The following is a 25591-nucleotide window of genomic DNA, read 5'->3' as shown; positions in this document are numbered from 1 at the left end:
TCTCGTTGTACAGGCGGAGAGACTCGAACTCTCACACCGTAAGGCACTAGATCCTAAGTCTAGCGTGTCTACCAATTCCACCACGCCTGCATTTCAATAAATCGTTACTCGTTTACTTCGTAACGGGGTGCAAATATAATACATTTTTTCAATTGCAAAATATTTTTTTAATAAAAATTGCAATTCGTTATTCGTATTTTTACTTCAAATATGAGATTACAATGCAAGATCCAAAAGAATATATAGCACAACACAAAGACAGATTTCTTAACGAGCTTATAGAACTTCTTAAAATACCGAGTGTTAGCGCAGACTCTGCCTATGCAGAAGCCACACATCAAACTGCCGCTACCGTTGCCGAAAGCTTACGTAAAGCTGGTTGCGATACGGTAGAAATTTGTGAGACACCAGGCTACCCGATTGTGTATGCAGATAAGATTATAGATAAAAACTTACCTACAGTACTCGTGTATGGTCACTATGACGTACAACCACCAGATCCTATTGATCTATGGGACTCACCACCGTTTGAGCCTGTAATTAAAAAAACAGAGAAGCATCCAGAGGGTGCCATCTTTGCACGTGGCGCTTGTGACGACAAGGGGCAAATGTATATGCACGTAAAAGCGCTTGAGTATATGGTTGCAAATGACAAGCTCCCTTGCAACGTAAAGTTTATGATAGAGGGTGAAGAAGAAGTAGGAAGCGCAAACCTTGCTTGGTATGTAGAGCGTAACCAAGAAAAGTTAGAAAATGACGTCATCCTTATTTCAGACACGGGGATGATTGCAAATGATATTCCTTCTATTACAACAGGCCTACGTGGCTTGAGCTATGTAGAAGTAGAAGTTACAGGACCTAACCGTGACCTTCACTCTGGTCTTTATGGTGGTGCCGTAGCAAACCCTATTAATGTGTTATCAAAAATGATTGCCTCACTACACGATGAGAATAATCACATCACGGTAAAAGGGTTTTATGACAAGGTAGAAGAACTCACACAGGCAGAGCGTGATAAAATGGGGGAAGCACCCTTCTCACTTGATGAGTATAAAAAAGCGCTAGATATAGACGCTGTGTATGGAGAAAAAGGTTACACTACAAACGAGCGCAACTCTATACGCCCTACACTAGACGTAAACGGTATCTGGGGAGGATATACTGGAGAAGGAGCCAAAACCGTGATTGCAAGCAAGGCATATGCAAAAATATCAATGCGACTAGTCCCACACCAAGAGTGGGAAGAAATCACAGAACTATTTAAAACGCATTTTGAGGGTATTGCTCCAGCAGGCGTAAAAGTTAAGGTAACACCACATCACGGAGGTCAAGGTTATGTTACTCCTATAGATAATGTGGCTTATCAAGCTGCCGAAAAGGCGTATGAGCAAACTTTTGGAAAAACACCTATACCTCAACGTAGTGGAGGTAGTATTCCTATTGTGGCGCTTTTTGAGAAAGAGCTTAAAAGTAAAACAATCCTTATGGGCTTTGGTCTCGACAGTGATGCAATACACTCACCAAACGAGCATTTTGGTGTATGGAATTACTTAAAAGGAATAGAAACTATCCCTTATTTCTATCAGTATTTTACAGAGATGAGTAAATAGTACTACATCTTATTTAATAAAAAGCGCTTTGGTAATCTAGTAATTACTAAGGCGCTTTTTTTATATCAATATTTTTCAAAAAACGAAGCCAGACAATAGACAGAAGCCTATCCCCTACTCATATATAGAGGATAATTACGCTTTCGCGAAAGCGTAAAAAGTCACACTTACAGACAGTTATCCTAAAATATTTTAACTCTACATTTGTAGAATTAAAATATTATTCTACATTTGTAGAGTACATTCTAACACTGTAGAACATTATGGCACTATCCACTTCTGAAGAACAGCTTATGCAATTGCTCTGGAAACAGGAAAAGGCTTTTATGAAAGATCTCATAGAAGCATATCCAGATCCAAAGCCAGCGACCACAACAATCGCAACGCTACTTAAGCGTATGCAAGACAAGAAGTTTGTAGATTATAAACAGTACGGCCGTTCTAGGGAATACTTCCCGCTTGTAAAGAAGACAGACTACTTCTCAAAACACGTAAATGGGCTGATTAAAAATTTCTTTAACGATAGCGCTGGGCAGTTTGCTTCATTCTTTACCCGTGAGACAGATCTCTCACAGCAAGAACTAGAGGAGTTAAAACAAATCATAGATAACCAACTTAAAGCCAAAAAGAAATGATACTCATCTATCTCTTAAAAAGCGCTTTATGTTTAGGCATCCTATTTGGCTTCTATAAGCTAGCGCTAGAAGGAAAAGCGATGCACCACTTTAAAAGGTTTTATCTCCTGGCAAGTCTTGTGTTTTCATTTACCATACCGCTTATCACCTTTACATACCAAGCAGCAGAAGCCCCACAGATTACTCCCATATTTCAAGAGTATATAGAGACAGTTTCTGCTCCAAACCAAGTGCCTCAGGTTACCGAAGTAGATTACACAAACACCGTTATCTGGGGAATATACCTTCTAGGGGTATTCATTTTTGCAATACGTTTTATTGTAAATCTTGTGCGCTTAAAGCGAAAGGTACATCAGGCAGAGCTTCACCCTTCATCACACTTTACGCTTGCCCTATTAGAGCAAGTGATGGTACCACACTCTTTTCTCAAGTGGATTTTTGTAAATAGACAATCATACACACAACAGGAAATAGCCCCAGAAGTACTTGCTCACGAGGCAACTCACGTGCGCCAAAAGCACTCTCTAGATATTATTGCCATAGAGTTTATACAGGTCATTTTCTGGTTTAATCCGCTGGTGTGGCTCTTTAAAAGTTCTATAAAATTAAATCACGAATTTCTAGCAGATCAAGGTGCTATAGTAGATAAAAGTAATATTGCTATATATCAAAATATACTCTTAAGTTATGCAAGCAGTACTCATCACACTGCGCTCGAGAGTCCTTTTAATTATTCATTAACCAAAAAACGAATCGTTATGTTATCACAATCATTTAGTCGTAAAAAAGTAGTGCTGCGCGCATTACTACTCATTCCTATCATAGGTTTGTGTGTTCTCTTTTTTAATCAAGCTATTGTTGCTCAATCGGGACCAAATGCCATATCTGGTATTATGTCATACGAGAATAGTGCAACAAACACTCTAGAGCTAGAACTAGACACCGAAGGTAATTTCTATTACAAACTAAAACCTATCTCTATACAAGGCATTGAGAACCTTATTAAGGAAACGGTTTACGACTACTTATCTATACAAGGTAGACCAGGAGTATCTAGCAAGTTAGGAAGAGAAAAGCAACTACTCGTAGCAGAGCTATGGAATTTTAGTAGAGTTACTTTTTGCACTTCAAATTTAGTTGATGACCAAAATGCAATTTTTGATCCTGAGGCAAATGCACTTGTAAGAGCAAATTTTGTAAAATCAAAAAAACCAAACTATGAAGACCTCGTCAAGTGGCAAAACACTTCGTTGTTTGCCATATTTTTAGACAACGAGGAAATTTCAAATAAAACTATTTTAGATTATCATCCAGATGATCTCCCTTACTACGCTATTGGCGATCGCACAAATGGTAGATATAGAGTAGATGTATGGACTAGTCCATACTGGCAAAGTCAAAAAAACGTAACTACCAAGGCACCTCAAACCTCAACCTACGCCACAAAATTTGTAGAAGGGGCTGCACGTAATGGTAAAAACGCACTAGTTATAGAGGTACGAAATGATAGTATTTATGTAAATGGCAGTTACACACCGCTTGACAGCTTTCGCGAAAGCGTAGATAATATCACCGCCCGGTGGACAAAAGAAGAGTTTGCAGCGCCTGTGAGGTCTATGATTTTTAAGGGCAACTCAAAAGAGTTTATAAATAAAGCCGAAGCTGTTTTCAGAAAAACGCAATTGTATAAGGCAAATAACAGTTTACGCCTTATTCCGCCAGCGCCTCCTGCTCCACCAACACCTAGCGGAGAGCTTCCGCCACCGCCACCGCCGCCATCTCCAGAAGAACATTTACTCAAAATGCACAAACTGGGTAGCCTTTTTATCTATAATGGCAAAGAAGTAACCTATGAAGAAGCTGTACGCCTTGCAAAAGGTGGTGTAACAGAAATTAAAACACCGTATCCTTACAGCAACCCGCCCAAAACTTTCATAGGAAGTACAGAGCCAATTAAACCTAAGGTAAGTAAAAAAGTAAGCGCTACCCTCTCAAATAAAAAAGGGCAGGGCAACGTTTTTAAAGATCCTAATACGTACCAGACTATTCATCAAGAAGTGATAGATCTAGCTAGCAGCCTATCGCAAGAGTCGTACCCTAAGAAGGTTGGTTTTACAGTGAGTACAATAGACGAGGTGTCAGAAAAAATACGATCTACAGAGGCAACAGACAAAGCAGTCGCTTCTTTTTTAGAAGAAAACAATATTGATAGTAAGAATGTTACTCCTATTAGTACTAGTTACAGCAAACCCAACAAATCAACACGCGTAATGCAACGAACTAGTGTTATTAAAGCTAAAGTAGCTGGAGAACAAGCCGCTGTTACAACTCAAAAAAGCAACCCTTGGAATGTTACCGTTAATACACCCTCAGGCTATAAAAAAGATAGCACACTACAAAAAAATAATCCGTGGAGTGTTTCGGTTGGCGCTTACTCAAGTGATGGAGGAAGTGGCTCACTCGCATCATTGATTGAAAAACACGCATTGAATGGAGGTACTTTTGAATACAAAGAAAAAGTTATTACAAAAGAAGAGGCAATATCACTGTCTAAACAACCTAGTATGACCTTAGAGACATCTACTAGTCATAATAAAATGATTATCCATAATGATTTACTTTCTTCAAAAATAAATTACTATCATAATGGTAAGCTACTATCAGAAAATGAGATTATCAAGTTATCTAAAAATGCTATGTACTCTTTAGAAACCATCTCTATGGGGTCTAAAAAAGAAAAGCCCTCGGTAAGATTTGTTAAAAAGAGCAGTAACTAGAAGCCATACTTCACACAGCTTATTTCTTAAAACAAAGCCAATAGCAAAGCCATTCATATAGATATATGTAGCTTTGCGGCAATGGATTATAAAAAGGAAATAAGCTGTTTTTTCTTTGATCATTTTATTGATTGGGGATTATCAGAAACCTTCTCTAAGTATCTCAATGCCTTTGTACTAGGTGTTATCGTGCTAGTGTTGGTTTTTCTGGCAGATATGCTCGTGCGCAAAGTACTGCGCAACCTCGCTGCATATATTTCAAAAAGTTCAAAAACAAACTTTGATGATCTCCTCATCAAAAACCGCGTACCTAGAAGACTAGCACACATACTCCCGTTATACTTACTTATAGGAGCGCTTCCATTTGTACTAGATGATTTTCTTGAAATTGAACACGTCTTTAGTGTCATACTCAATCTTATAGGAGTCATTCTTGCGCTACGTATTATAAGAGCCCTTTTACACACCCTTAGAGATTACTTTAAAACAGTACCAGGTTTACGTGATAAACCTATAGATAGCTACATACAGGTCTTTATGATTTTTGCGTGGGTGTTTACTATATTCTATGCAATAAGTCTTCTCACACCTGTATCACTAGGGCAAGCCCTGGGGACTTTTGGTGCCGCCTCAGCCATTATATTACTCATTTTTAAGGATACTATTCTTGGGTTTGTAGCAAGCATTCAAGTTGCTATTAATGATATGGTGCGCATAGGCGACTGGATCACTTTTGAAAAGTATGGAGCAGATGGTGATGTGGTAGAGATTAACCTCGCAACGGTAAAGGTTCAAAACTTTGATATGACCATCACAACCATACCTACCTACGCGCTTATCTCAGACTCTTTTAAGAACTGGCGTGGTATGACAGACAGTCCTGGTCGTCGTATAAAACGTTCTTTATATATAAAACAAGACAGCATAAAGTTTCTTACAGACGAGGATATACAACGCTTTAAGAGAATAGGACTCATCACAGATTACCTCACAAATATGGAGGAAAAACTGGCTCGCATTAACGAGCGAGATGATTCTGATAAGTCTATACAGATTAATGGTAGCAACCTGACTAACGTAGGTCTTTTTAGAAAATATATGGAGACCTATATTCAAAACCACAGCGCCATACACAAAGAAATGCTTCTTATGTGTCGCCAGCTGGCTCCTACTGCACAAGGTATCCCACTAGAGGTGTATTGCTTCAGCAAGGACAAAAAATGGGAAAACTACGAGTACATAATGGCAGATCTTTTTGACCATTTTTTGGCCGCTGTACCTTACTTTGATCTTGAGCTCTTTGAGTACCCTAGTAGTCCTAATCGTGATAACTTTATAGACGTTTCTCAGTAGGCTTTTTACGCTTTCGCGAAAGCTTAACACACACAACTGCAACAATCTCATATTTTATGAGTCTCTTAAAGCAAGAGACTCACCTACGCCTGCATCTTGTTTTGTAATACATACGAAAAAGCAGGAAACCGTCGTTGTAGTACTCCACGCCCTCATCAATCAGCCGGTTGCATAACAACCACCTACTCAAAAAACTAACTAAACGAACCGTATTATGATTCAATCCTTTTTTATTCTCTGCTCTGGTGCAGATCGTGACGTTTTAGACACCTGCTCTCGCGGAGAGAAGAATAAATATGCTGGCATAGGTGCTACCGTATTTTTTACAGCCGTATTAGCCACCATCGCAGCAACCTATGCGCTTTTTACCGTTTTTGATAATGTGTATAGAGCCATACTTTTTGGTTTATTATGGGGACTGGTTATTTTTAATCTAGACCGTTTTATTGTTTCTACACTCAAAAAGCGAAACAATTGGTGGAAAGAATTTGGGATGGCAATACCGCGTCTTATTCTTGCGGTAATTATTGCTGTGGTGATTTCAAAACCCTTAGAGCTTAAAGTATTTGAGAAAGAGATAGACCGCGTGATGCTCAGTCAAAAAAATGAGTTTACCGTGCAAAATCAAGGCGAGATACTCGCACAATACACCCCAGAAATCAATAAACTGGATGCCCAAATAGCTGTCGCAAAACAAGAAATTGCTACCAAAGAGACAGAAGTAAATAACTTATATGAAATCTACATAGATGAGGCAGAAGGTACTGCTGGCACAGAGCTACTAGGCAAAGGCCCAGTCTATCAAGAAAAGCGAGATAAACACGATGCCGCTCTTGCAGAACTCACTACTCTCAAAGCCACAAATGCAGAAAAAATAGCACAAGCCGAAGCGCAAAAAATACAACTGCGCGACGAGTTCAACACTGCTGTAAGCACGAGTCAGCCCATTATAAATAACTTTGACGGATTAATGGCGCGCATAGATGCGATGAAAGAACTCCCGTGGCTACCGTCGCTGTTTATTTTCTTACTCTTTCTTGCGATAGAGACGGCACCTATATTTTCTAAGCTTATCTCGCCTATGGGTGAGTATGATATAAAACTTGCAGACCACGAGCTCACCATAAAAGAATGGAGTGCACAAAAAGCCCTACAACGCAAGATCCTTACCGAGACAGATCATATTGTAAATGATCGCGTTTACACAGATATTGCTCAAGATGAGGAGCTATACAACTACAAAAAGAAGATGGCAAAAGAGATTTTAAAACGACAGCAAGATGCCTTTTATAGACGGCAGACTAAAATTTTAGGATAGTCACATTTAGTCCTATTTCCTATAATGTATCTTTATAGGAAATAGGCCTATTATGAAAATCGTTATCACGCTCCTGCTTGCTAGTTTCTTATTAATAAACTGCCAGCAACAACCTACAGTTGCTCAAAATAAGGCAGCCATTACAGCTATCTTAAAAGCACAACAAGAAGCCTGGTCACAGGGAGATCTAGAAACTTTTATGCAAGGCTACTGGAAGAGTGATTCCTTAAAGTTTTATGGAAGTAAAGGCCTTACCTATGGGTGGGACAAAACGCTAGCTAATTATAAAAAAGGATACCCTACGCTAGATCACACAGGTGAGTTGCAATTTGTAATAAATGATATGACACTCATAGAAGAAAACGCTTATTACGTTATGGGAGAATATCATCTTAAACGTAAAGTAGGAAATGCAGACGGTGTTTTTATCATCATCTTTAAGCGTATAAACGGCGCCTGGAAAATTGTAGCAGATATGTCTTGCTAGAAGGTAAAGCGCATCTGTACATCTATCTCTTCTTCCTTTACAGCTTTTGCTGCATCCTTCTTTTTACGGTCTTCGGTATTGAGGTTAGATAGTGAGATGCCTAAAAGACGTACGCTATTTTTCATTTTTTCTTGATACAGTAAGTCCTTTGCGGTTTCTAGTATGATTTCTTTAGACCGCACGTATAAGTCTAGCGTTTTTGAACGGGTCTGGAGTGTAAAGTCTGAGTATTTTATTTTGAGAGTAATGGTCTTCCCTGCTACTTTGCTTTTTTCTAATCTTCTCTCCACTTCTTCGGCTATGTGTTCTAGCTTTTCAAGCATAAAAATCTCTGAGGTGATGTTTTCTCTAAAAGTACGCTCAGCCGCAAGTGACTTGCGTATGCGGTTAGGTTTTACTTCGCTATGTTGTATACCTCTCACAATATCATAGTAGTACGCTCCACTCTTTCCAAAGTTGTCACTCAGATATTCTTTTGATTTTAATTTGAGATCCATCCCTGTAAAAATGCCGTGTAGATACATTTTTTCGGCAGTCTTTTTTCCTATGCCATAAAACTTTTTGATGTCTAGTTCCTCAAGAAAGGTGATTACCTCCTCTGGCGGTATGGTTTTCTGGCCGTTGGGTTTATTAATATCACTAGCAACTTTTGCTATAAACTTATTGATGCTTATTCCTGCGCTGGCATTTAGCCCTGTTTTTTCCTTTATGCATTGTCGTATCCACGAGGCAATAACGGTTGCGCTAGGCATTCCTACTTTGTTTTCGGTGACATCTAGGTAGGCTTCATCTAGTGATAAGGGTTCTACAAGATCTGTAAACTCGTGAAAAACGGAGCGTATCTGAGCAGAGACCTCTCGGTATCGCTCAAAGTTAGTCTTTACAAATATGAGGTCGGGACACAGTTTTCGCGCAAGCGCACCCGCCATAGCAGACCGCACGCCATACTTACGAGCCTCATAACTCGCTGCACTTACCACACCACGCTCACCACCGCCACCTACAGCAATAGCTTTACCTCGTAAATCTGGGTTGTCCAGCTGCTCTACAGATGCATAAAATGCATCCATATCTACGTGAATTATCTTTTTTATAGGCAGCTCAGACATTGTATGCAAGTTACAAAGTACTCAGAAGGTTTTGTAGTATTAATCGTAACTTTGAGTATGTCTAAAACAGCAATCATACTCGGCGCCACAGGTCTTACTGGCGGACTTTTAACAGAGTTACTCATAAAAGACCCAGCATTTTCTAAAGTAAAAATCTTTACAAGGCGGCCTACCTCTTTTACACACGAGAAAGTAGAAGAGATTATTTGTGATTTACTAGACACAAGCACCTTCAAGGAGCAATTTACCGGAGATGTCGTTTTTTGCTGCATAGGCACAACGAAAGCTCAAACACCAGATAGATATAAGTATCGCGCTATAGACTACGGCATCCCGATTGAAACGGCACAACTAGCAAAGCAACAAGGGATAGCAAGTTATATGGTCATTTCTTCGGCGGGAACTTCGGCTAAGAGTCCGTTTTTCTATGTGCGTACAAAAGGTGAGATGGAGCGCGACTTGAGTAAGGTGGGAATTGAGAACACGTACATTCTCAAACCTGCTTTTATAAATGGTCGCCCAGATGACGCTCGCAAAGGCGAGAAAGCTCTCAAAATGATGATGGCCGTTATGGACTTCTTTATGGTAGGACCGCTCAAAAAGTGGAAGTCTACACAGGCAAAAGACATTGCTAGAGCAATGGCACAACTTGCAAAACAAACAGTAACCCACACAGACATCACAAATATTGAGATTAAAGAACTAAGCAGTGCCTACCACGTTTAACCACATCACCGTACCCTCCCGAGATCTTAAAGCGGCGATTGCATTTTATAAAGGCATTGGTATGGAACTTATTGAGCACGAGCCTCAGCATCACGCACATTTTGAAAACAAGGAGCACGAAGTCATTTTTACAGCTTATTTTAATCCCAAGCTTCCAGAACAACCCGTAACCGTTTACTTTGAAACAGACGGTATTGAGGTGTTTGAATTACGCTTTCGCGAAAGCGTACTCAGCCCCACCATATACAGAGACTGGGGTGGCAAGGACTTAAAACTACAAGATCCCGATGGGAATAACGTGGTGCTTTACCAAAAGGACACTCCTACGACCGTAACTCCCTGGCAAAAATAAACGCTATGAACCTCAACCAAATCACCGTACCGTCACTAGATCTTGAAACTTCCATTGCTTTTTATGAGCAACTAGGATTGCGTCTCATTGTAAAAGCCTTGCCACATTATGCACGCTTTGAGTGCCTGGAGGGAGATGCTACGTTTTCTATACATCTTGTAGATGAGCTACCTGCAGGTGCTGGGGTAACGGTATATTTTGAAACAGAGCGTTTAGACCAAGAAGTGGCACGATTACAAGGGGAGAATGTTACTTTTGACCTATTGCCCACAGACCAGTCGTGGTTGTGGCGAGAGGCAAGACTTAAGGATCCAGATGGGAATCAAATTATTCTTTACTATGCTGGTGATAATCGCAAAAACCCGCCGTGGCGCATTAACTAAAGGCTAGATATAACAGCAACATTATGTTAGAAATAGAACGAAAATTCCTAGTAACCTCAGCGGCTTATAAAGAAGTTGCTCAAAAGGCAACTCGTATTACCCAAGGCTATCTAAGTACAGATCCTGAGCGAACTGTAAGAGTGCGAATCAAAGGCGAGAAAGGCTTTCTTACCATTAAAGGAAAATCAAACGATAGCGGTACTACGCGTGTAGAAATAGAAGAAGAAATCGCAGTAGACAAGGCGCAAACGCTTCTATCACTATGCCTTCCCGGAGTTATAGATAAAACACGTTACGAGTATACCGCAGGTAATCACACTTGGGAAATAGATGAATTTTATGGAGATAACGAAGGACTAACCATCGCCGAAATAGAACTCAACGCTGAAGAAGAAGATTTTACAACACCAGAATGGATAGGCAACGAAGTGACAGGAGATAATAAGTACTACAACTCGCAGCTATCTAAGAATCCTTTTAAAAATTGGTAAAATGAAAATTACATTCACTTTCTTAGTACTCGTACTACTAATAAGTTGTCAATCTAAGGTTGAGACAAATACGAGCCCTGTAACCGCCACAGCTAGCAAAGCACAACAAATTGCAGATCTAAAAGCCAATGGTTTTGAGATATTCGATTATTACGATAATGATATTCAGGACACGGTAATTATGCAAAAGTATTTTTTAGCTTTTCTCAATACGGGACCTAATAGAGCGCAAAGTGAAGATGAGGCGGCAGAGATTCAAAAAGGACATCGCGCGCATCTAGGTCGTATGTACGAGCTAGGCTATGCAGATATATCTGGACCTCTAGAAGATAGCTTAGGTATTACACAGGGAATAACCATTTACAACGTCCCTAACCTTGCCACAGCAGATAGTCTCGTACGCCTAGATCCCGCAGTACAAAGTGGCCGACTGGTAGTAGATATAAAACCATTTTGGGCTGGAAAAGGTTACGGCTTGAGATAGGAAACACTTACTTTTTATCAAAGCTATATTCTCTTTCCACCTTGCATATTCTCACCGTATAGTTATCATACCAGTCTGACTTTCCCATACGTTGCGCACCTTGATGCTCTGCTTGGGCTTTCCATCTTGCAATGTCTTCTAGCGAGCGCCAGTATGATACCGTAATCCCTAGGTGGTCACTATCATTTCTAGCTCCCTCTACTCCCAGAAAACCAGGCATTGTTGCGGCCAGCTCCTCCATAAGATCTGCTGCTTGTTTATAGCCTCTTGTGCTACTGGTTTGTGTAGACGTAAAGATTACAGCGTAGTAAGGTGGTTGCATTATTCTGTTTCGATTTTATATAAAATGGGTTTACTAGGTGTGGCATCATTTTCAAAAGAGGCAATCTGGAGATTAAGAAGATACGTCCCGTCTGGAATTTTATGCGGCACATAGATCATCTCTGTAATGGTTGCATCTAGTCGTATCTCACCATTTACATCCCAAAACGCGTGATGCCCCTTGAGCTCTCCGCCATCTTTTTCTTTATCTACACTAGGTAAATCTATGAGGAGGTGTTTTATACCGCTTTCGCGAAAGCGTACCATCGCCCTATCATCTACAAATGGCCAGTTTGTGTTAGACCAGTTCATTGTTTTCTTTTCGCGTGCGTTAGGCAATGTGCGTATCACCAAAGCTTCTGGTGATTTATCTTTAAGTAGGTTTTTAAACTGCTTATCACTTAGTATAAAATCATCATCTTCATTATCAAGCGGCTCTGGTATGACTGTCACCACCTCTGCGATAAAGAAAAATGTTTTGAGATTTTTATTAATGCTATGCACCTTTTCTGTGATATGACCAGCGGTCTCTGTATGCGTGCCGTGAGAATGTGGGTTAAAGGTGATGGTAGTAAAATTTACATCGCCTCCCTTGCGCACGCTACCTACCCACTCGCCATCTGTGACTGTCTCAAACTTAGGCGGGTCAATATACCAAGCCAGCGGATTTTTTTTATCTGTAAGCGGGATTGAGATATCAATAGGTTTTGATAAATCTACGTTGTATGTTTTTTTATTGTGGGTAATAGTGGCTAGCATAACAATGGCAATGAAGCTTAAAGATACCAAATACTCTGCGAGATTACTGCAAGTTTAAAAGAAAGAGATCACTCGCAATACCATCACTTAAAAACTTTCCTTTTTTACTCACATAGACTCTATCTTCTTCTATAAAAAGTAAATGTTCCTCTATGTGTTTCTGAGCGTGTTCTAAGAAGTAGTTATAAAAACGCTCGCCATATTGTGTTTTTATCTCAAGTAAAGAAACTCCATACTGCGTGCGCAATCTCGTCATTACATACTCATTATACTGATCTGTGAGCGAGAGCTCTTCTACCTCTTGAGGTAGCTCTCCAGCCGTGATTGCTTTTATGTACTTTGGGTTGTTATTTATATTCCACGCGCGGCGCTTACCATCATAGCTATGTGCAGAGGGACCTATACCTATGTATTTTTTTCCTTGCCAGTATGCCGTATTATTTCTAGAATGATAACCTGGTTTTGCAAAGTTTGAAAACTCGTAATTTTCATAACCAGCAGCTTCCATCTTACGTATTAATAGCTCGTGATGCTGTTGTGCCACCTCATCTTCTACCGGAGGTACAATTCCTTTTTTAATGAAATTTTCTAAGGCCGTCTTAGGCTCTACCGTAAGCGCGTAGGCAGATATATGAGGTAGGTCTAGTGCTAGTACTTTATCTATATTCTGCTCCCAGCGCTCATTACTCATCCCAGGGATTCCATAAATAAGATCTAGCGAACTGTTAGGAAAGGTTGCTCTTGTTAATCTCAGGCAGTCTATTGCCTCTTGAGCGTTATGAGCACGGTTCATTAATTTAAGATCTTCTTCATAAAATGATTGCACGCCTATACTCAATCTATTAATGGGCGATGCTGCGAGCTCTCTTATTTTTTGCTCAGTAAGATCGTCTGGATTTGCTTCTAGGGTAATCTCTGGATCTTTTTCAATCTTGTAATGTGTGTAGCAAGCATCTATAATTTGTTCAATCTCTTCAGTGTTTAAGACAGAAGGTGTCCCGCCGCCAAAATAAAGATTAGACACCTCATCATTTTCAAACTCGGCTTTACGCATCTCAAGTTCGCTTATGATAGCCGTTATCATTTCCTCTTTTTTACCCATCGTGGTCGAAAAGTGAAAATCACAATAGTGACACGCCTGCTTGCAAAATGGTATGTGGATGTAGATGGATGCCATATGTTTTAAAGAAATATCACTTCTTAACTCGTTTTTCATTTTGCTTTACAAAGCTCTCCCAGCCCGAGTAACTCTTACCTATTTCTACTTTTCCAGAATTATAAAAGTGACACACTGCTGCGGCAAGACCATCTGTAGCGTCTAAGTTTTTAGGCAAGGTTTTAAGTTTTAGTAAAGACTGTAGCATTCTTGCCACCTGCTCCTTACTTGCATTACCATTTCCAGTAACGGCCATTTTAATCTTTTTAGGAAGATACTCTGTGATAGGGATTTCTCGAGATAAACCTGCTGCCATCGCCACTCCTTGCGCTCTACCTAGCTTGAGCATACTTTGTACATTCTTGCCAAAAAACGGTGCCTCTATCGCAATCTCATCTGGGTGATACGTATCTATAAGATGTATGGTGCGCTCAAAAATGAGTTTGAGCTTCACATAAGGGTCATTATACTTTTGTAACAATAACTCATTGAGTTGCATAAACTCCATCTTTTTACCCACAACCTTGATAAGTCCAAAACCCATAATAGTGGTTCCTGGATCAATACCTAATATGATTTTTTCGTCTGCCAATGCTTTTATTGTTACTTTGTGCTCATCCTTAACAAAGAAATGAATGCCTAGATTATCTCACAAAGCTACGCAATTACTCTGGGCGACTCTTAAGATTCTCATTGTACTACTGGCTGGCTATTTTATTTATGACAAACTAGATCGCGGTGATTTACGGTCACTACAATTTCAGCTTTCTGAAATTAGCACATCATCGTTATATCTCTATATTATAATCATACTATTACTTACCGCTGCCAACTGGTTTTTTGAAATCAAGAAATGGCAAACTCTAGTGAGTATATATAGACTAGTACGCTTTCGCGAAAGCGCAATACAAACCCTCACCGCTCACCTCGTAGGGTTTGTAACTCCTGCCAAAGCTGGAGACTATGGTGCAAAGGCGCTCTATTATCCGAAAGAGCAACGCAAGCAGATACTCTTCTTAAACTTTATAGGCAATATGTATCAGCTGCTGGCGACGCTTATTTTTGGGAGCATAGGTTTAGGGATTATTGCCTTTTTTACTAGTGGAACAGCGATATTCTTTTGGAGTTTAAGCATATTTATGGCACTCGTATTGTACCAGATACTCCCAAAAATACTACGAAGTGTACACTGGACACTCAAGGGAAATCCTTGGTATAAAATCAAGAAGTACTGGAAATCTATTGCTGCACCTATTAAAAAGAAGGTGCGCCTGTTTTCCATTATACGATATATCATATTTGCACATCAGTTTTACCTCATTCTCTACCTGCTAGGTGCTACCACAAGTTATCCTTTTGTAATGGCGTGCATTTGTGCTACCTACCTTGTGAGCTCGCTCATACCTGTAATGCAGTTACTAGATGTAGTGGTGCGCGGTGGTGTGGCTGTTCTCATTTTTGGCTGGTTTAATGTACCCGAAGAGATTGTATTAAGTACTGTACTTTTAATGTGGCTGCTCAATGTAGTAATACCGCTATTACCTGGCGCCTACTTTTTGCTAGTGCAAAAGCCTACTAGCACCATAAAGAGCGTATAATGATCTGGATGCTGTTTTTTGTATTCTTGCTCTATGGAATTATCATCCTCGGCTTTGCGCTTGAGATTAATCGCGCTGGTACGTTCTCACAAACTTGTGACACCCCAACTACCACATTTACTGTTATTGTACCCTTTAGAAATGAAGAAGCGCATCTTACTAACTTGCTGCAATCACTAGCCGAAGTTGACTATCCACAAAACAGCTGGGAAATCATCTTAGTAAATGACGCCTCTACAGACAACTCTCTCGAGGTCATAAATAAGTGCATATCGCAATATGCGCTTACAAATATTGATGTCATAGACAACGTGCGCACCTCTGCATCGCCAAAGAAAGATGCACTCCAGACCGCCATCCATACCAGTAAACACCAGTGGATTGTGACCACAGATGCCGACTGTACCGTGCCCGTAAATTGGCTCAACACATTAGACGCTATTATCCAGCAACAATCACCACTTATGGTGATTATGCCCGTTGCTATTGGCACCACGGTTCAGCCTTCATTTTTAACTGCCTATGAGCAATTGGACTTTTTAAGTCTTATGGGCGCAACCGCCGGAAGCTTTTATATGGGCTTACCATTTTTATGTAACGGAGCAAATCTCGCTTATGATAAAGAAGCATTTACAGCCGTTCAAGGCTTTGCAAATAATAATCATATCGCTAGTGGAGATGATCATTTTTTACTCGAGAAATTTCAAGAGAAATTTAAAAATAGGATAAGCTATTTACGCTCTCCAGATGCTATTGTAACCACACAGCCTCAAGAGCAGTGGAATATATTTATAGCACAGCGCACACGCTGGGCGGCAAAGTCTAGTGCTTATACCTTTTGGTTCTCAAAACTAATGGGGATTCTTGTTTTGGGTGTTAATCTTTTAAGTGTTGTGGGAGTTCTTTATTACGCTTTCGCGAAAGCGGAAACCCAATCCATCATATTAATGAGCTTAGTCATAAAACTTGTAGTTGATGTTATCCTCATTGCCACCGAAGCTTTTTTTTATAACCGAAAAAGGTATTTAAAATGGTATCCAGTAGTGATGGTTTGTTACCCTTTTATAAGCACCTTTATAGCCTTAAGATCGCTTACTACTGGGTATCAATGGAAAGGTCGCAACTACAAGCAATAGTTTATGGTGCCTTACAATTACTCCACCTTTAAAACCACGGGGATTTTAAATCGTGTCTTTACGGGTACTCCTTCTTTAGTTGCAGGTTTTGCTTCTGGTAATTGTCTTGCGGCTTCGTGTATCCACTGTTCTAGGCGAGGGATTTCTGTGCGGATTTCTTGAGCGATTTTGAGTGTATCTATGCAGTACTTCCCTTTTTCGTTTACTACAAAGTCTACAAATATAGTGTCGTCTAGAGCGCGTTGCACTACGATGGTATGTTTTCCAAATGACTCGTAAAAGGTCTTTGTAACCGTCTCTTGAAAACAAGCCTTAAGCGGCTCCCCTTCTGGCAATGTAGCACAGGTATCAAAAGTGGGATACCCATCTACTCTATGTAGATCTATTGCCTTCCAACTCTCAGAAAGGTACTGCGAAGAAGATATTTTTTTGGTTTCAATCTGGTCGCACGAAGTCATCACAACTACTGCTGTGATTATCAATAAGCCACGATGTAAAAACCATTTCATACGTAGCTCGAAAATACAATATTTAAACCGCTCCAAAAAGCGACCATCGCTGGCCTACTGTTTCTTCTCTTGTGCCTCAAAAATTTCTCTTTTGAGTAGTGTCATTCGCTCTTGAGCAATTCTTGCTAAGTAAGGACGCTTTTCTAATTTCTTAGACTGTGCCACAAACTTCTCATAGAGTTTGAGTACCTCTTCCTTATCTTCATAATAATTATCTGCAGCGACAGCGGTTGCATAGACCGCATCAAGGTTATTTGCATCTTCCTTAGTAGAATTTCTGTAGTACTTCATCGCCTGCTCATAATTCTTCTTAAATTCATACGCTCGACCCATTGTGTAATACACATCATCTAGTGGTAGATCTTTGAAATACAAGGCTTTTTTTCCATACTCTAAGGCCTTGTCATACTCACGATTAAAGTTATATAACCTAGCAAGGGTGATAAGTGTACCCCAGTCTTCGTCATCATAAGCAAGTACTTCTTCATAAGCCTCAATAGCCTCTGGATACATTCTTTTCTCGTAGTAGGCACGCCCTAGTTTATTTCTCACAAATAAGGTATCTACTCCCATATCGAGCAACTGGTTAAAAAGATCTATTGCCTCTATCCACCAGCCTTTGTAATAATAACTTTGAGCCAGCACGCCTATAATCTCAATATTTTCTGGCTCGCTTTCAAGTGCTTTTTTACAGATCGTCTCTACCTCTGGATAGTTTTTATGACCCAAGTGATACTTTGCCAGTTCAAACATTGCCTTTTGATGTGTTGAGTCCAGCTGGACTGCTTTTGCAAAAGCCTTTTCTGAGGTATCTATCTTTTCATTATCTACTTTTTTATTTAAAACTAAGGTGTCCTTTACCGCGGTCTTTTTAAGTGCTCGACCCCATTGATAGTGATACTCGGCATTTGTGGGGTATATCGTTGAAAGTATAGAAAAAACACTGTCTGCTTCTTTAAATTTTGATTTTGTGAGGAGTAACCTTCCATACTCGGTTGCGGCGATGGGTTGCTTATCGTTAAGCTCTAGTGAATTTTTATAAAAGTTAAGAGCAGCTGTTTTTGCTCCCTTTCCTTTATATGCTCTGGCTATTTGTAACCATATACGTGCCGTAGGTTCTTGAATCTTCTCATACTGGGCTATTGCCTTTGTATACTCACCAGTAGCGTATAAACTATCTGCAACAGCCAAAGCCGGAGCTTGCGCCCCGACTTTTGATATCATTCCAATTACAATTACTATAAATAGTTTTTTCATAGGTTACTCTGCTATTTGAAACGTGATAGGGAGACTGTAGAGAACGCCTACTACTTCGCCATTATGCTTACCAGGTTTCATTTTTGGTAACATAGAAATCACACGCTGTGCTTCAGCATCAAGATCTGGGTGTGGCGAGCGTGTTCTTAAGTTTGTGATATATCCGTTTTTATCAATTTTAAAGCTTGCAAAAATTCTGTTAGTACCCTTGAGATTTAGCTCCTTACCTAATGTAATATTAAAGTTAGCGTTAATTAAAGCGCTTACCTTTTGAGACATACATTTCCTTAATTGCTCGTTTGAGGTAAGAGACTCACATCCTGGAAAAACTGGAACTTCATCTATCACAGCAAATGGGATATTTCCGTTCTCATCTACATCATAAACACGTTCTACTTCGAGCACTTCTACTATTTCATCATCTTTTGCTCCCATATCGTAAGTATAGACACTCTTGTTACCACCTTTTTCTAATAACGTTTTATTAAGTTGATTAAAAAGTTTTCTCTCGCTCTCTGTAAGTTCTTCTTTTTGCTCTAGTGCAATTTGTAATTCTGCAATCTCTTGTTCTAAGGTTCGCTCACTCTCTACGCTATTATCTTCAGAGCAAGAAACATACACGAGCATTCCAAGTACAAGTGGAATTAAGAGTAAATACTTTGCTAATGCGCTTTTTTGTGATTTTGATTTTTGTAACATAACGATTCGTTTTTTGATTAATGATTGATTAAAAAATGTATTTGTAAATGAGAGTTTACTTGTGCCAAAGGCTGTGTTAAGCAACTCTTCATAATAGGTGTATTTTGAGATACCTTCGGTTGCTTTTTGATCTGCTAGGTACTCGTGTACGATACTTATATTTTTTTGATATAAATAGGTAATAGGGTTAAACCACAGTACTACTTTCAAAATCTCAAAAAAGATGAGATCCCAAGTATGCCCTTGCTTTGCGTGTATCTGTTCGTGGGTAAGTATTTGCTTTCGCGAAAGCGTATCTATATCTGCCCCAATAAATATGTAATTAAAAAATGTAAAAGCCTCTGTAGATGAAGGAATCTCGATGATGCTAGACCCTTTCTGTTTATAGGAAAAGTAGCTCGTAAATTTTTTAATCTTTATGGTGAGCACAACTAGACTAATCACCACACCAGCCATATAAATTTGTAACCACGGTATGGTAAAAGACTTTGTAACGGGAGCCGCATCTGTAGGTGTAGCAACTGCCGCATCACCTATTACAACCTCAGGGAGTACACTGGCAAAGGTATCTACAGGCACCACCGTTTGTAACATTGCGATTTTTATAAATGGCAATGCTAGTGCAATTACGGGAGTGACTAGCAGGTATATTCTGTTATAAGAGAAAAAGGTCTCTTTTCTTAAAAGCAGGTAATACACTGCCAGAAATAATGCTTGAAAACAGATAACTTGTATAATGTATTGTAAAGCCATAAAACCAATGGTTTCTGTTTTTTATTAAAAATTATTTAGCTATTTGAAATGTGATAGGTAGACTGTAGAGAACGCCAACATTTTCTCCTCCTTGCTTGCCAGGCTTCATTTGAGGTAGGTTATAAATAACTCTTCTCGTTTCTTCTTCGAGAGCTTCGTGAGGCGCTCTTACTCTTACATTATCTACTTGCCCTGTTTTATTTATTCTAAAAGAAACAAAGATTCTATTAACTCCTGTAAGTCCTAAATCTTTAGCAATATTCATATTGAAATTACGGTTTACGTACTTAGACACATTATTAGACATACACACTTTTTGAGCATCATTACCTACTAAATCTTCACAACCAGGATAGGTTGGGACATTTTCTATCACTGCGTAAGGAATACCAACAACCTCCTCTTCTTCTTCAACAACTTCAACCTCTTCTCTATAAGTGATCTGAGAAGCATAAGTGTTTTTTAAGTTATATTTTGTCTGTAGTTCCTGAAGTGTATAAGATTTTATGTCAAATTTTTCTTTGAGCTCAATAATATCCTCCTTACTTGAAAACGTAAGAAATTTATTTATGGTTTCGAATACTGGCTCATTCCCTTTTGCTGGATCAAAATCTTTTGAATCTAAAGATTTATCGTTTTTTACAGCTGTTATAAACGCATTCTCATTATCAGTCAATTTTAAAGTATCTATAACAATAATAGAGTAGTGTATTTTCTCATTATGCAGGTTATTTTCCATCAATGTGAAATTCTCTCTTTCTACTTCACCTGACTGATTTGAGTTTTGTGCCCAAGAGACTTGTACAAGCATTGCTAAAATGAGCGGAACTATTACAATGTATTTAATAAGCGCACTTTGTTTCGACTTGGATTTTTGTAACATAACGATTCGTTTTTTGATTAATGATTGATTAAAAAATGTATTTGTAAATGAGAGTTTACTTGTGCCAAAGGCGGTGTTAAGTAACTCTTCATAATAGGTGTATTTTGAGATACCTTCGGTTGCTTTTTGATCTGCTAGGTACTCGTGTACGATACTTATATTTTTTTGATATAAATAGGTTATAGGGTTAAACCACAGTACTACTTTCAAAATCTCAAAAAAGATGAGATCCCAAGTATGACCTTGCTTTGCGTGTATCTGTTCGTGGGTAAGTATTTGCTTTCGCGAAAGCGTATCTATATCTGCTCCAATAAATATGTAATTAAAAAATGTAAAAGCCTCTGTAGATGAAGGAATCTCTATGATGCTAGACCCTTTCTGTTTATAGGAAAAGTAGCTCGTAAATTTTTTAATCTTTATGATGAGTACAACTAGACTAATCACCACACCTGCAATATAAATTTGTAACCACGGTATAGAGAAAGAACCTGTAACGGGAGCCGCATCTGTAGGTGTAGCAACTGCCGCATCACCTATTACAACCTCTGGGAGTACACTGGCAAAAGTCTCTACAGGCACCACCGTTTGTAACATTGTGATTTTTATAAACGGTAATGCTAGTGCAATTACGGGAGTGACTAGCAGGTATATTCTGTTATATGAGAAAAAGGTCTCTTTTCTTAAAAGCAGGTAATACACTGCCAGAAATAATGCTTGAAAACAGATAACTTGTATACTGTAAGATCCCATAATTACTTGTCTTTATTAATTTCGCTCAGAATAGATTCCAGCTCTTTTACATCTAGATCATTCTTTTTTACAAAGAAGCTTACCATACTTTTAAAACTACCATTAAAGTAGCTGTCCATCATTTTATGCATAGAGGCGTTGCTGTAAACCTCCTTAGTCACAAGAGGGTGATAGATATAACCTCTTCCCTCCTTCTCGTGACCTACAAAGCCTTTATTTTCTAAAATCCGTATGATGGTAGATATGGTATTGTAAGCAGGCTTAGGCTCTGGCATTTGCTCGATGAGTTGTGCCACGTTTGCCTTTTGTGCTACCCATAATAATTGCATTACCTCTTCTTCTGCCTTTGTAAGTTGTTTCATAAATACTGGAATTGAATAGTCTGTATGTCAATATATTGAGCATCGACACATCAAATATAACTAAATATTTAGTTTAAACTAATGTTTTAGTTTAAAAAATGTAACATTATAACATTTTGACGTCTTATAGGCGATGAATTATGTAGATCTTTTTTTAGTTTTTGTAGGCCTATTGCTGGTTATAGCTGGTATAGTGGGCAGTTTTTTACCCGTGATACCTGGCCCGCCTTTAAGTTGGCTAGGTTTGTTAACCCTTCACTTAACAGATGCTGTACCGCAAGACTGGACATTTTTAGGCATTACGCTAGCTGTGGCGGTTGCAATCACCATACTTGATTATATCATCCCTGCAATGGGCACAAAACGATATGGGGGTAGTAAAGCAGGTGCCATAGGTACTACCGTAGGCCTTGTTGTGGGATTACTTAGCCCCATACCCTTGGGCTTTCTTATAGGGGCATTTATAGGCGCTTTTATAGGTGAACTCAGCTTTAATAAGACTAGTACTCAGGTTGCCCTAAAAGCAGCGCTAGGGTCCTTTATAGGCTTTATAGCTTCTACATTTATAAAAGCTGTGGTTACAATGGTATTCTTAGTCTTGTATGTGCTACAAGTTATTGAGCACAAAGGTGTAATTTTTTCTTTAGGGTAGTGCTAACAAGTGTATGAGTGCGCTTTCGCGAAAGCGTAAAAAAACCCCTCTCCGTAAGAAAAGGGGTTTTAGATATAAGTAGTAAGTTTCTTCTAGTTACTTATTACAATAAATTCTGAACGCCTGTTAAGCTGGTGTGCTTCTTCAGAACATTGTACTCCGTTAGAACATTCATTAGTAAGTTGTGTCTCTCCGTATCCTCTACCTGAGATTCTAGATGAAGAGATTCCCTCTGCAATGATATAGTTTACAGTAGATTTTGCTCGCTTGTCTGACAGACTTAAGTTGTATGAATCATTACCTCTACTATCTGTATGAGAACGTACATCTATAACCATATTAGGATACTCACGCATAACTGCAAGGACTTTTTCTAGCTCTAAGGCTGCATCTGGACGAATATTAAATCTATCAAAATCAAAATAGATTGGGTTGAGCTCAAGTATTTTTGCAAGGTCATCACCTACTTTAATAGGTTTTTGTAATAGGGATAACTCAAGGTCATTAGTCACTGTGCCAGAAACATCTGGTGTCTTTGTGATTGCCTCTGCTCCACTATAAGTCTCTTTTGCTCCTCGTATAATGTATTGTGTATCACAATAAGAGTTATCAAAGGCATAATATCCGCTAGCTGTAGTCGCCACTGTAGTCACAACGTTTCCTTCATAATCTAGAAGTGTAACTGTTGCCTCTGGAATGGGTTCTCCAGAATCTTTATCTGTAACAACGCCTACAAGCTCAATCTCACAAGGTATTTCTTCTTTTGTAAATTTATAGATATCATCACTACCTACTCCTTGTTTACGGTTTGAGGCAAAATAACCCACTTTAGTATCCTCGTTTACAATAAATGTAAAGTCGTCATAAGAACTATTAATAGGCTCTCCTATATTATCTATAACATCTTGAGCATTACCACTTGCATCTGGTGCTGTAGCAAATACATCAAGACCTCCAAGACCTGGATGCCCGTCTGACGAAAAGTAAAGCACTCCGTTGTCACTTAAAAATGGAAAGGTCTCTCTTCCTTCTGTATTAATGGGTCTTCCTAAGTTTACTGGCTCACTTACTACATCTGTACTATCTACATTTACTACCCAGATATCTGACAAACCTAGTGTACCTGGCATATCTGATGCAAAATACAGCTTTGTATTATCTTCATTTAATGCTGGGTGTGCCGTAGAGTACTCATCACTATTAAAAGGCATTTCTACTGGTGTGCTCCAGCGACCATTCTTTTTACGTGATTTATAAATCTTAAGTTTATTAGTTCCTTCCTTAGACTTCTTATACGTTCCTTTATTATAATTGTTACGTGTGAAGTATACAGTTTGACCATCCTTTGTAAAGGTGGTAGTACTTTCGTGAAATTTTGAGTTGAGTTCTCTACTATAATTTTTTGGCTTACTGTAGCTTTCTGTCTGCTCTCCTACCTTAGTTTCATAAAGGTCTAAAAATGGTTCATTATTCCATTTATGTATTTTTTTTGAAACACCTCCTGTATCTCTCGAAGAAGCAAAAATGAGTTTGCCTTCATACTCAGTAGGTGCAAAATCTGAGTAGCGCGAATTGATACTACGTATATCCTGCACAGTGTATGTGCTTTTTTTGTAATCTATGTTCTTCAAGTAATTAGGCTCTGCTTCAAAAAGTACCGCTCTAACATCATCTCCGTTGAGGTCATTAAAAGTAGCCATCATATCATCTGCCTTATCATAATTTTTTAAGGCACGTAATGTTTGTGAGTACCTAAAGTAGTACTCTGGCTTTATCTCATCTGGAAAGGTTGATATTAACTTCTCATACCAAACTTGAGCATCTGCATAACCAGCATTGAAGTAATAACTATCTGCAATTTTCTGGAATAAATCTGCAGACTCATATCCTTTGTCTGCTACTTCAAGATAAATTTTACGTGCATCTACAAATGCGTATTGGTCAAACTTCTTATCTGCTCTATCTATTTTACCTTCTTGGGCATAAAGTCCTACTGCTCCTAAGAAAAGGATACATAAACAAATATTAATCGTTTTAATCATCATAATTGTAAGTTTGAATAAGTCAAAAATAACTTATTAAAAGAATCTAGGGGTTAACATTCTATCATACTCATTAAATAGCTCAAATCGTAAAAATACTTCAAAGCTACCATCGTTATAAAAGGTATCACCTAAATCTGTACTCTCTCTATCGTAGGCAAGACCTATTAACATACTGTCTGAAACTTGGAAACCTACCAGGCCGCTAAGTGCTGCACTCCATCTATATGCAGCTCCTAAGTGTAATTTTTCCATCACTAAGAAGTTTGCTGTAAGATCTACTTGCAATGGAGCTCCAGCAACCATTTTAACAAGTGTACTAGGCTTAAATTTAAGTTGATCACTTATATCAAAAGTATAACCCATAATACCATAATAATGTATACGCTCTCTAGCTATTACACTTGATGAGTTATTACTTAAATCAAAGTGCTCGGTCTCTATAAGGTTAGGAACACTTACACCTGCATAAAAATTTTCTGTGTGATAATACAGTCCTGCACCTATTATAGGAGAAAGCTTATTATCTATATTTTGAGAAAACCTTGGATCTGTTACATCAAAAAGCGTAAGCTTAGTAAAATCTACATCTAGAATATGTCCTCCAGCTTTTAGTCCAAAGCTAAGTTTCCCATTTTCTGAAGTGTTGATTGTATAACTAAAATCTGCACCAACGTAAGTCTCTTGTGATGGGCCTAAGGCATCATTTACAATAGATAGCCCTAAACCTACTTTACCTTCTCCAATAGGAGAATGAATACTTAAACTTTGTGTTCTTGGGGCTCCATCGAGTCCTACCCATTGACTTCTATGTAATCCTACAATACTAGTTACACCTCTATTACCAGCATATGCTGGGTTAATAGCTACGGTATTATACATATACTGCGTGTACTGAGGATCTTGCTGCGCAGAAAGGGACGTTGTACCAAGCGCTAAAATCAATAAGAATCCAAAAACTGAAACTACCTTTTTCATAAATCATTTAA

Annotated in this window: 26 protein-coding genes and 1 tRNA gene; 14 read left to right on the top strand and 13 right to left on the bottom strand. The window is 38.8% G+C overall.

The features are described from left to right. Nucleotides 1–8: 8 nt before the first annotated feature. A tRNA-Leu gene (locus MED134_RS10450) sits at nt 9–90 on the bottom strand. 131 nt (nt 91–221) lie between these two features. Here MED134_RS10450 and MED134_RS10445 point away from each other — a divergent pair. The 6 genes from MED134_RS10445 to MED134_RS10420 all read left to right on the top strand — a co-directional run bounded on the left by MED134_RS10445 (nt 222) and on the right by MED134_RS10420 (nt 8180). Beyond that, nucleotides 222–1610, top strand: a complete 1389-nt coding sequence (locus tag MED134_RS10445) for a dipeptidase (protein WP_038598710.1) — start codon at nt 222–224, stop codon at nt 1608–1610. Between the two features lie 263 nt (nt 1611–1873). Beyond that, a complete protein-coding gene (locus MED134_RS10440; RefSeq protein WP_035326836.1) occupies nt 1874–2245 on the top strand; it encodes a BlaI/MecI/CopY family transcriptional regulator in 372 nt (123 codons plus the stop codon). Then, entirely contained in the window at nt 2242–5022 is a 2781-nt protein-coding gene (locus MED134_RS14770; protein WP_052084220.1) for a M56 family metallopeptidase, read from the top strand. Before MED134_RS10440 ends, MED134_RS14770 begins: the two co-directional genes overlap by 4 nt. A gap of 81 nt (nt 5023–5103) precedes the next feature. After that, on the top strand, nt 5104–6375 hold the full coding sequence (locus MED134_RS10430; RefSeq protein ID WP_038598706.1) for a mechanosensitive ion channel family protein: 1272 nt from the start codon (nt 5104–5106) through the stop codon (nt 6373–6375). Nucleotides 6376–6589: 214 nt separating this feature from the next. Then, nucleotides 6590–7693: a DUF4407 domain-containing protein gene (locus tag MED134_RS10425; protein ID WP_038598694.1), complete on the top strand. Its 1104-nt coding sequence runs from the start codon at nt 6590–6592 to the stop codon at nt 7691–7693. A 52-nt stretch (nt 7694–7745) separates the two neighbouring features. Further along, nucleotides 7746–8180, top strand: coding sequence for a YybH family protein (locus MED134_RS10420; protein WP_038598691.1), 435 nt, complete (start codon nt 7746–7748; stop codon nt 8178–8180). Here MED134_RS10420 and dinB read toward each other — a convergent pair. Beyond that, nucleotides 8177–9289: a DNA polymerase IV gene (dinB, locus tag MED134_RS10415; protein WP_038598688.1), complete on the bottom strand. Its 1113-nt coding sequence runs from the start codon at nt 9287–9289 to the stop codon at nt 8177–8179. The genes MED134_RS10420 and dinB overlap by 4 nt on opposite strands. Before the next feature lie 3 nt (nt 9290–9292). Between dinB and MED134_RS10410 the strand changes: the two genes are divergently transcribed. The 5 genes from MED134_RS10410 to MED134_RS10390 are packed head-to-tail and all read left to right on the top strand — an operon-like array spanning nt 9293 to nt 11725. Continuing rightward, nucleotides 9293–10015, top strand: a complete 723-nt coding sequence (locus tag MED134_RS10410) for an NAD(P)H-binding protein (RefSeq protein ID WP_237747108.1) — start codon at nt 9293–9295, stop codon at nt 10013–10015. Next, entirely contained in the window at nt 9999–10367 is a 369-nt protein-coding gene (locus MED134_RS10405; protein ID WP_052084219.1) for a VOC family protein, read from the top strand. Before MED134_RS10410 ends, MED134_RS10405 begins: the two co-directional genes overlap by 17 nt. A 5-nt stretch (nt 10368–10372) precedes the next feature. Further along, on the top strand, nt 10373–10750 hold the full coding sequence (locus tag MED134_RS10400; protein ID WP_038598685.1) for a VOC family protein: 378 nt from the start codon (nt 10373–10375) through the stop codon (nt 10748–10750). A 23-nt stretch (nt 10751–10773) separates the two neighbouring features. Continuing rightward, the gene (locus tag MED134_RS10395; protein ID WP_038598682.1) at nt 10774–11241 is read left to right on the top strand and encodes a CYTH domain-containing protein; all 468 of its coding nucleotides are present in this window, start codon (nt 10774–10776) and stop codon (nt 11239–11241) included. Between the two features lies 1 nt (nt 11242). Further along, nucleotides 11243–11725 (top strand): YciI family protein, encoded by a 483-nt coding sequence (locus MED134_RS10390; RefSeq protein ID WP_038598680.1) that lies wholly within the window; start codon nt 11243–11245, stop codon nt 11723–11725. Nucleotides 11726–11732: 7 nt separating this feature from the next. On the opposite strand, the gene MED134_RS10385 is transcribed toward MED134_RS10390, so the two are convergent. From MED134_RS10385 to ruvC, 4 genes are read right to left on the bottom strand one after another with little or no spacing between them, the layout of a single operon-like run. Further along, complete coding sequence (locus tag MED134_RS10385; RefSeq protein WP_038598678.1) at nt 11733–12047, bottom strand: antibiotic biosynthesis monooxygenase family protein; 315 nt, start codon at nt 12045–12047, stop codon at nt 11733–11735. Beyond that, nucleotides 12047–12805: a cyclase family protein gene (locus tag MED134_RS10380; protein WP_038598675.1), complete on the bottom strand. Its 759-nt coding sequence runs from the start codon at nt 12803–12805 to the stop codon at nt 12047–12049. The genes MED134_RS10385 and MED134_RS10380 overlap by 1 nt, the downstream gene beginning before the upstream one ends. Nucleotides 12806–12848: 43 nt before the next feature. After that, nucleotides 12849–13982, bottom strand: a complete 1134-nt coding sequence (hemW, locus tag MED134_RS10375) for a radical SAM family heme chaperone HemW (protein WP_038601172.1) — start codon at nt 13980–13982, stop codon at nt 12849–12851. 16 nt (nt 13983–13998) lie between these two features. After that, nucleotides 13999–14553, bottom strand: a complete 555-nt coding sequence (gene ruvC, locus MED134_RS10370) for a crossover junction endodeoxyribonuclease RuvC (RefSeq protein WP_035326806.1) — start codon at nt 14551–14553, stop codon at nt 13999–14001. A gap of 43 nt (nt 14554–14596) precedes the next feature. On the opposite strand from ruvC, the gene MED134_RS14765 reads away from it, so the two are divergent. Continuing rightward, nucleotides 14597–15559, top strand: a complete 963-nt coding sequence (locus MED134_RS14765) for a lysylphosphatidylglycerol synthase domain-containing protein (protein WP_052084218.1) — start codon at nt 14597–14599, stop codon at nt 15557–15559. Beyond that, nucleotides 15559–16695: a glycosyltransferase gene (locus tag MED134_RS10360; RefSeq protein WP_038598672.1), complete on the top strand. Its 1137-nt coding sequence runs from the start codon at nt 15559–15561 to the stop codon at nt 16693–16695. The genes MED134_RS14765 and MED134_RS10360 overlap by 1 nt, the downstream gene beginning before the upstream one ends. A gap of 17 nt (nt 16696–16712) precedes the next feature. Here the strand turns inward: MED134_RS10360 and MED134_RS10355 are convergent, their stop codons facing one another. From MED134_RS10355 to MED134_RS10335, 5 genes are read right to left on the bottom strand one after another with little or no spacing between them, the layout of a single operon-like run. Further along, nucleotides 16713–17204 (bottom strand): hypothetical protein, encoded by a 492-nt coding sequence (locus MED134_RS10355; protein ID WP_148305656.1) that lies wholly within the window; start codon nt 17202–17204, stop codon nt 16713–16715. A gap of 54 nt (nt 17205–17258) precedes the next feature. Next, a complete protein-coding gene (locus MED134_RS10350) occupies nt 17259–18461 on the bottom strand; it encodes a tetratricopeptide repeat protein (protein WP_038598666.1) in 1203 nt (400 codons plus the stop codon). Nucleotides 18462–18464: 3 nt separating this feature from the next. Continuing rightward, complete coding sequence (locus tag MED134_RS10345; RefSeq protein ID WP_038598663.1) at nt 18465–19913, bottom strand: M56 family metallopeptidase; 1449 nt, start codon at nt 19911–19913, stop codon at nt 18465–18467. A 31-nt stretch (nt 19914–19944) separates the two neighbouring features. Beyond that, a complete protein-coding gene (locus MED134_RS10340) occupies nt 19945–21546 on the bottom strand; it encodes a M56 family metallopeptidase (protein ID WP_038598661.1) in 1602 nt (533 codons plus the stop codon). 2 nt (nt 21547–21548) lie between these two features. Beyond that, nucleotides 21549–21908: a BlaI/MecI/CopY family transcriptional regulator gene (locus MED134_RS10335; RefSeq protein WP_038598658.1), complete on the bottom strand. Its 360-nt coding sequence runs from the start codon at nt 21906–21908 to the stop codon at nt 21549–21551. A 133-nt stretch (nt 21909–22041) separates the two neighbouring features. On the opposite strand from MED134_RS10335, the gene MED134_RS10330 reads away from it, so the two are divergent. Next, nucleotides 22042–22560, top strand: a complete 519-nt coding sequence (locus MED134_RS10330) for a DUF456 domain-containing protein (protein ID WP_038598656.1) — start codon at nt 22042–22044, stop codon at nt 22558–22560. Between the two features lie 92 nt (nt 22561–22652). Here the strand turns inward: MED134_RS10330 and MED134_RS10325 are convergent, their stop codons facing one another. Beyond that, nucleotides 22653–24605 carry an OmpA family protein gene (locus MED134_RS10325; RefSeq protein WP_084811662.1) on the bottom strand — a complete coding sequence of 651 codons (1953 nt, stop codon included), beginning with the start codon at nt 24603–24605 and terminating at the stop codon, nt 22653–22655. Between the two features lie 33 nt (nt 24606–24638). Further along, nucleotides 24639–25580: a type IX secretion system membrane protein PorP/SprF gene (locus tag MED134_RS10320; protein ID WP_038598653.1), complete on the bottom strand. Its 942-nt coding sequence runs from the start codon at nt 25578–25580 to the stop codon at nt 24639–24641. Nucleotides 25581–25591: the final 11 nt, after the last annotated feature.

Origin of the sequence: Dokdonia sp. MED134, assembly GCF_000152925.2 — a bacterium.
Taxonomy (GTDB): domain Bacteria; phylum Bacteroidota; class Bacteroidia; order Flavobacteriales; family Flavobacteriaceae; genus Dokdonia.
Note: the sequence above shows the minus strand (reverse complement) of the source record. Positions and strands in the feature narration are given on the sequence as shown.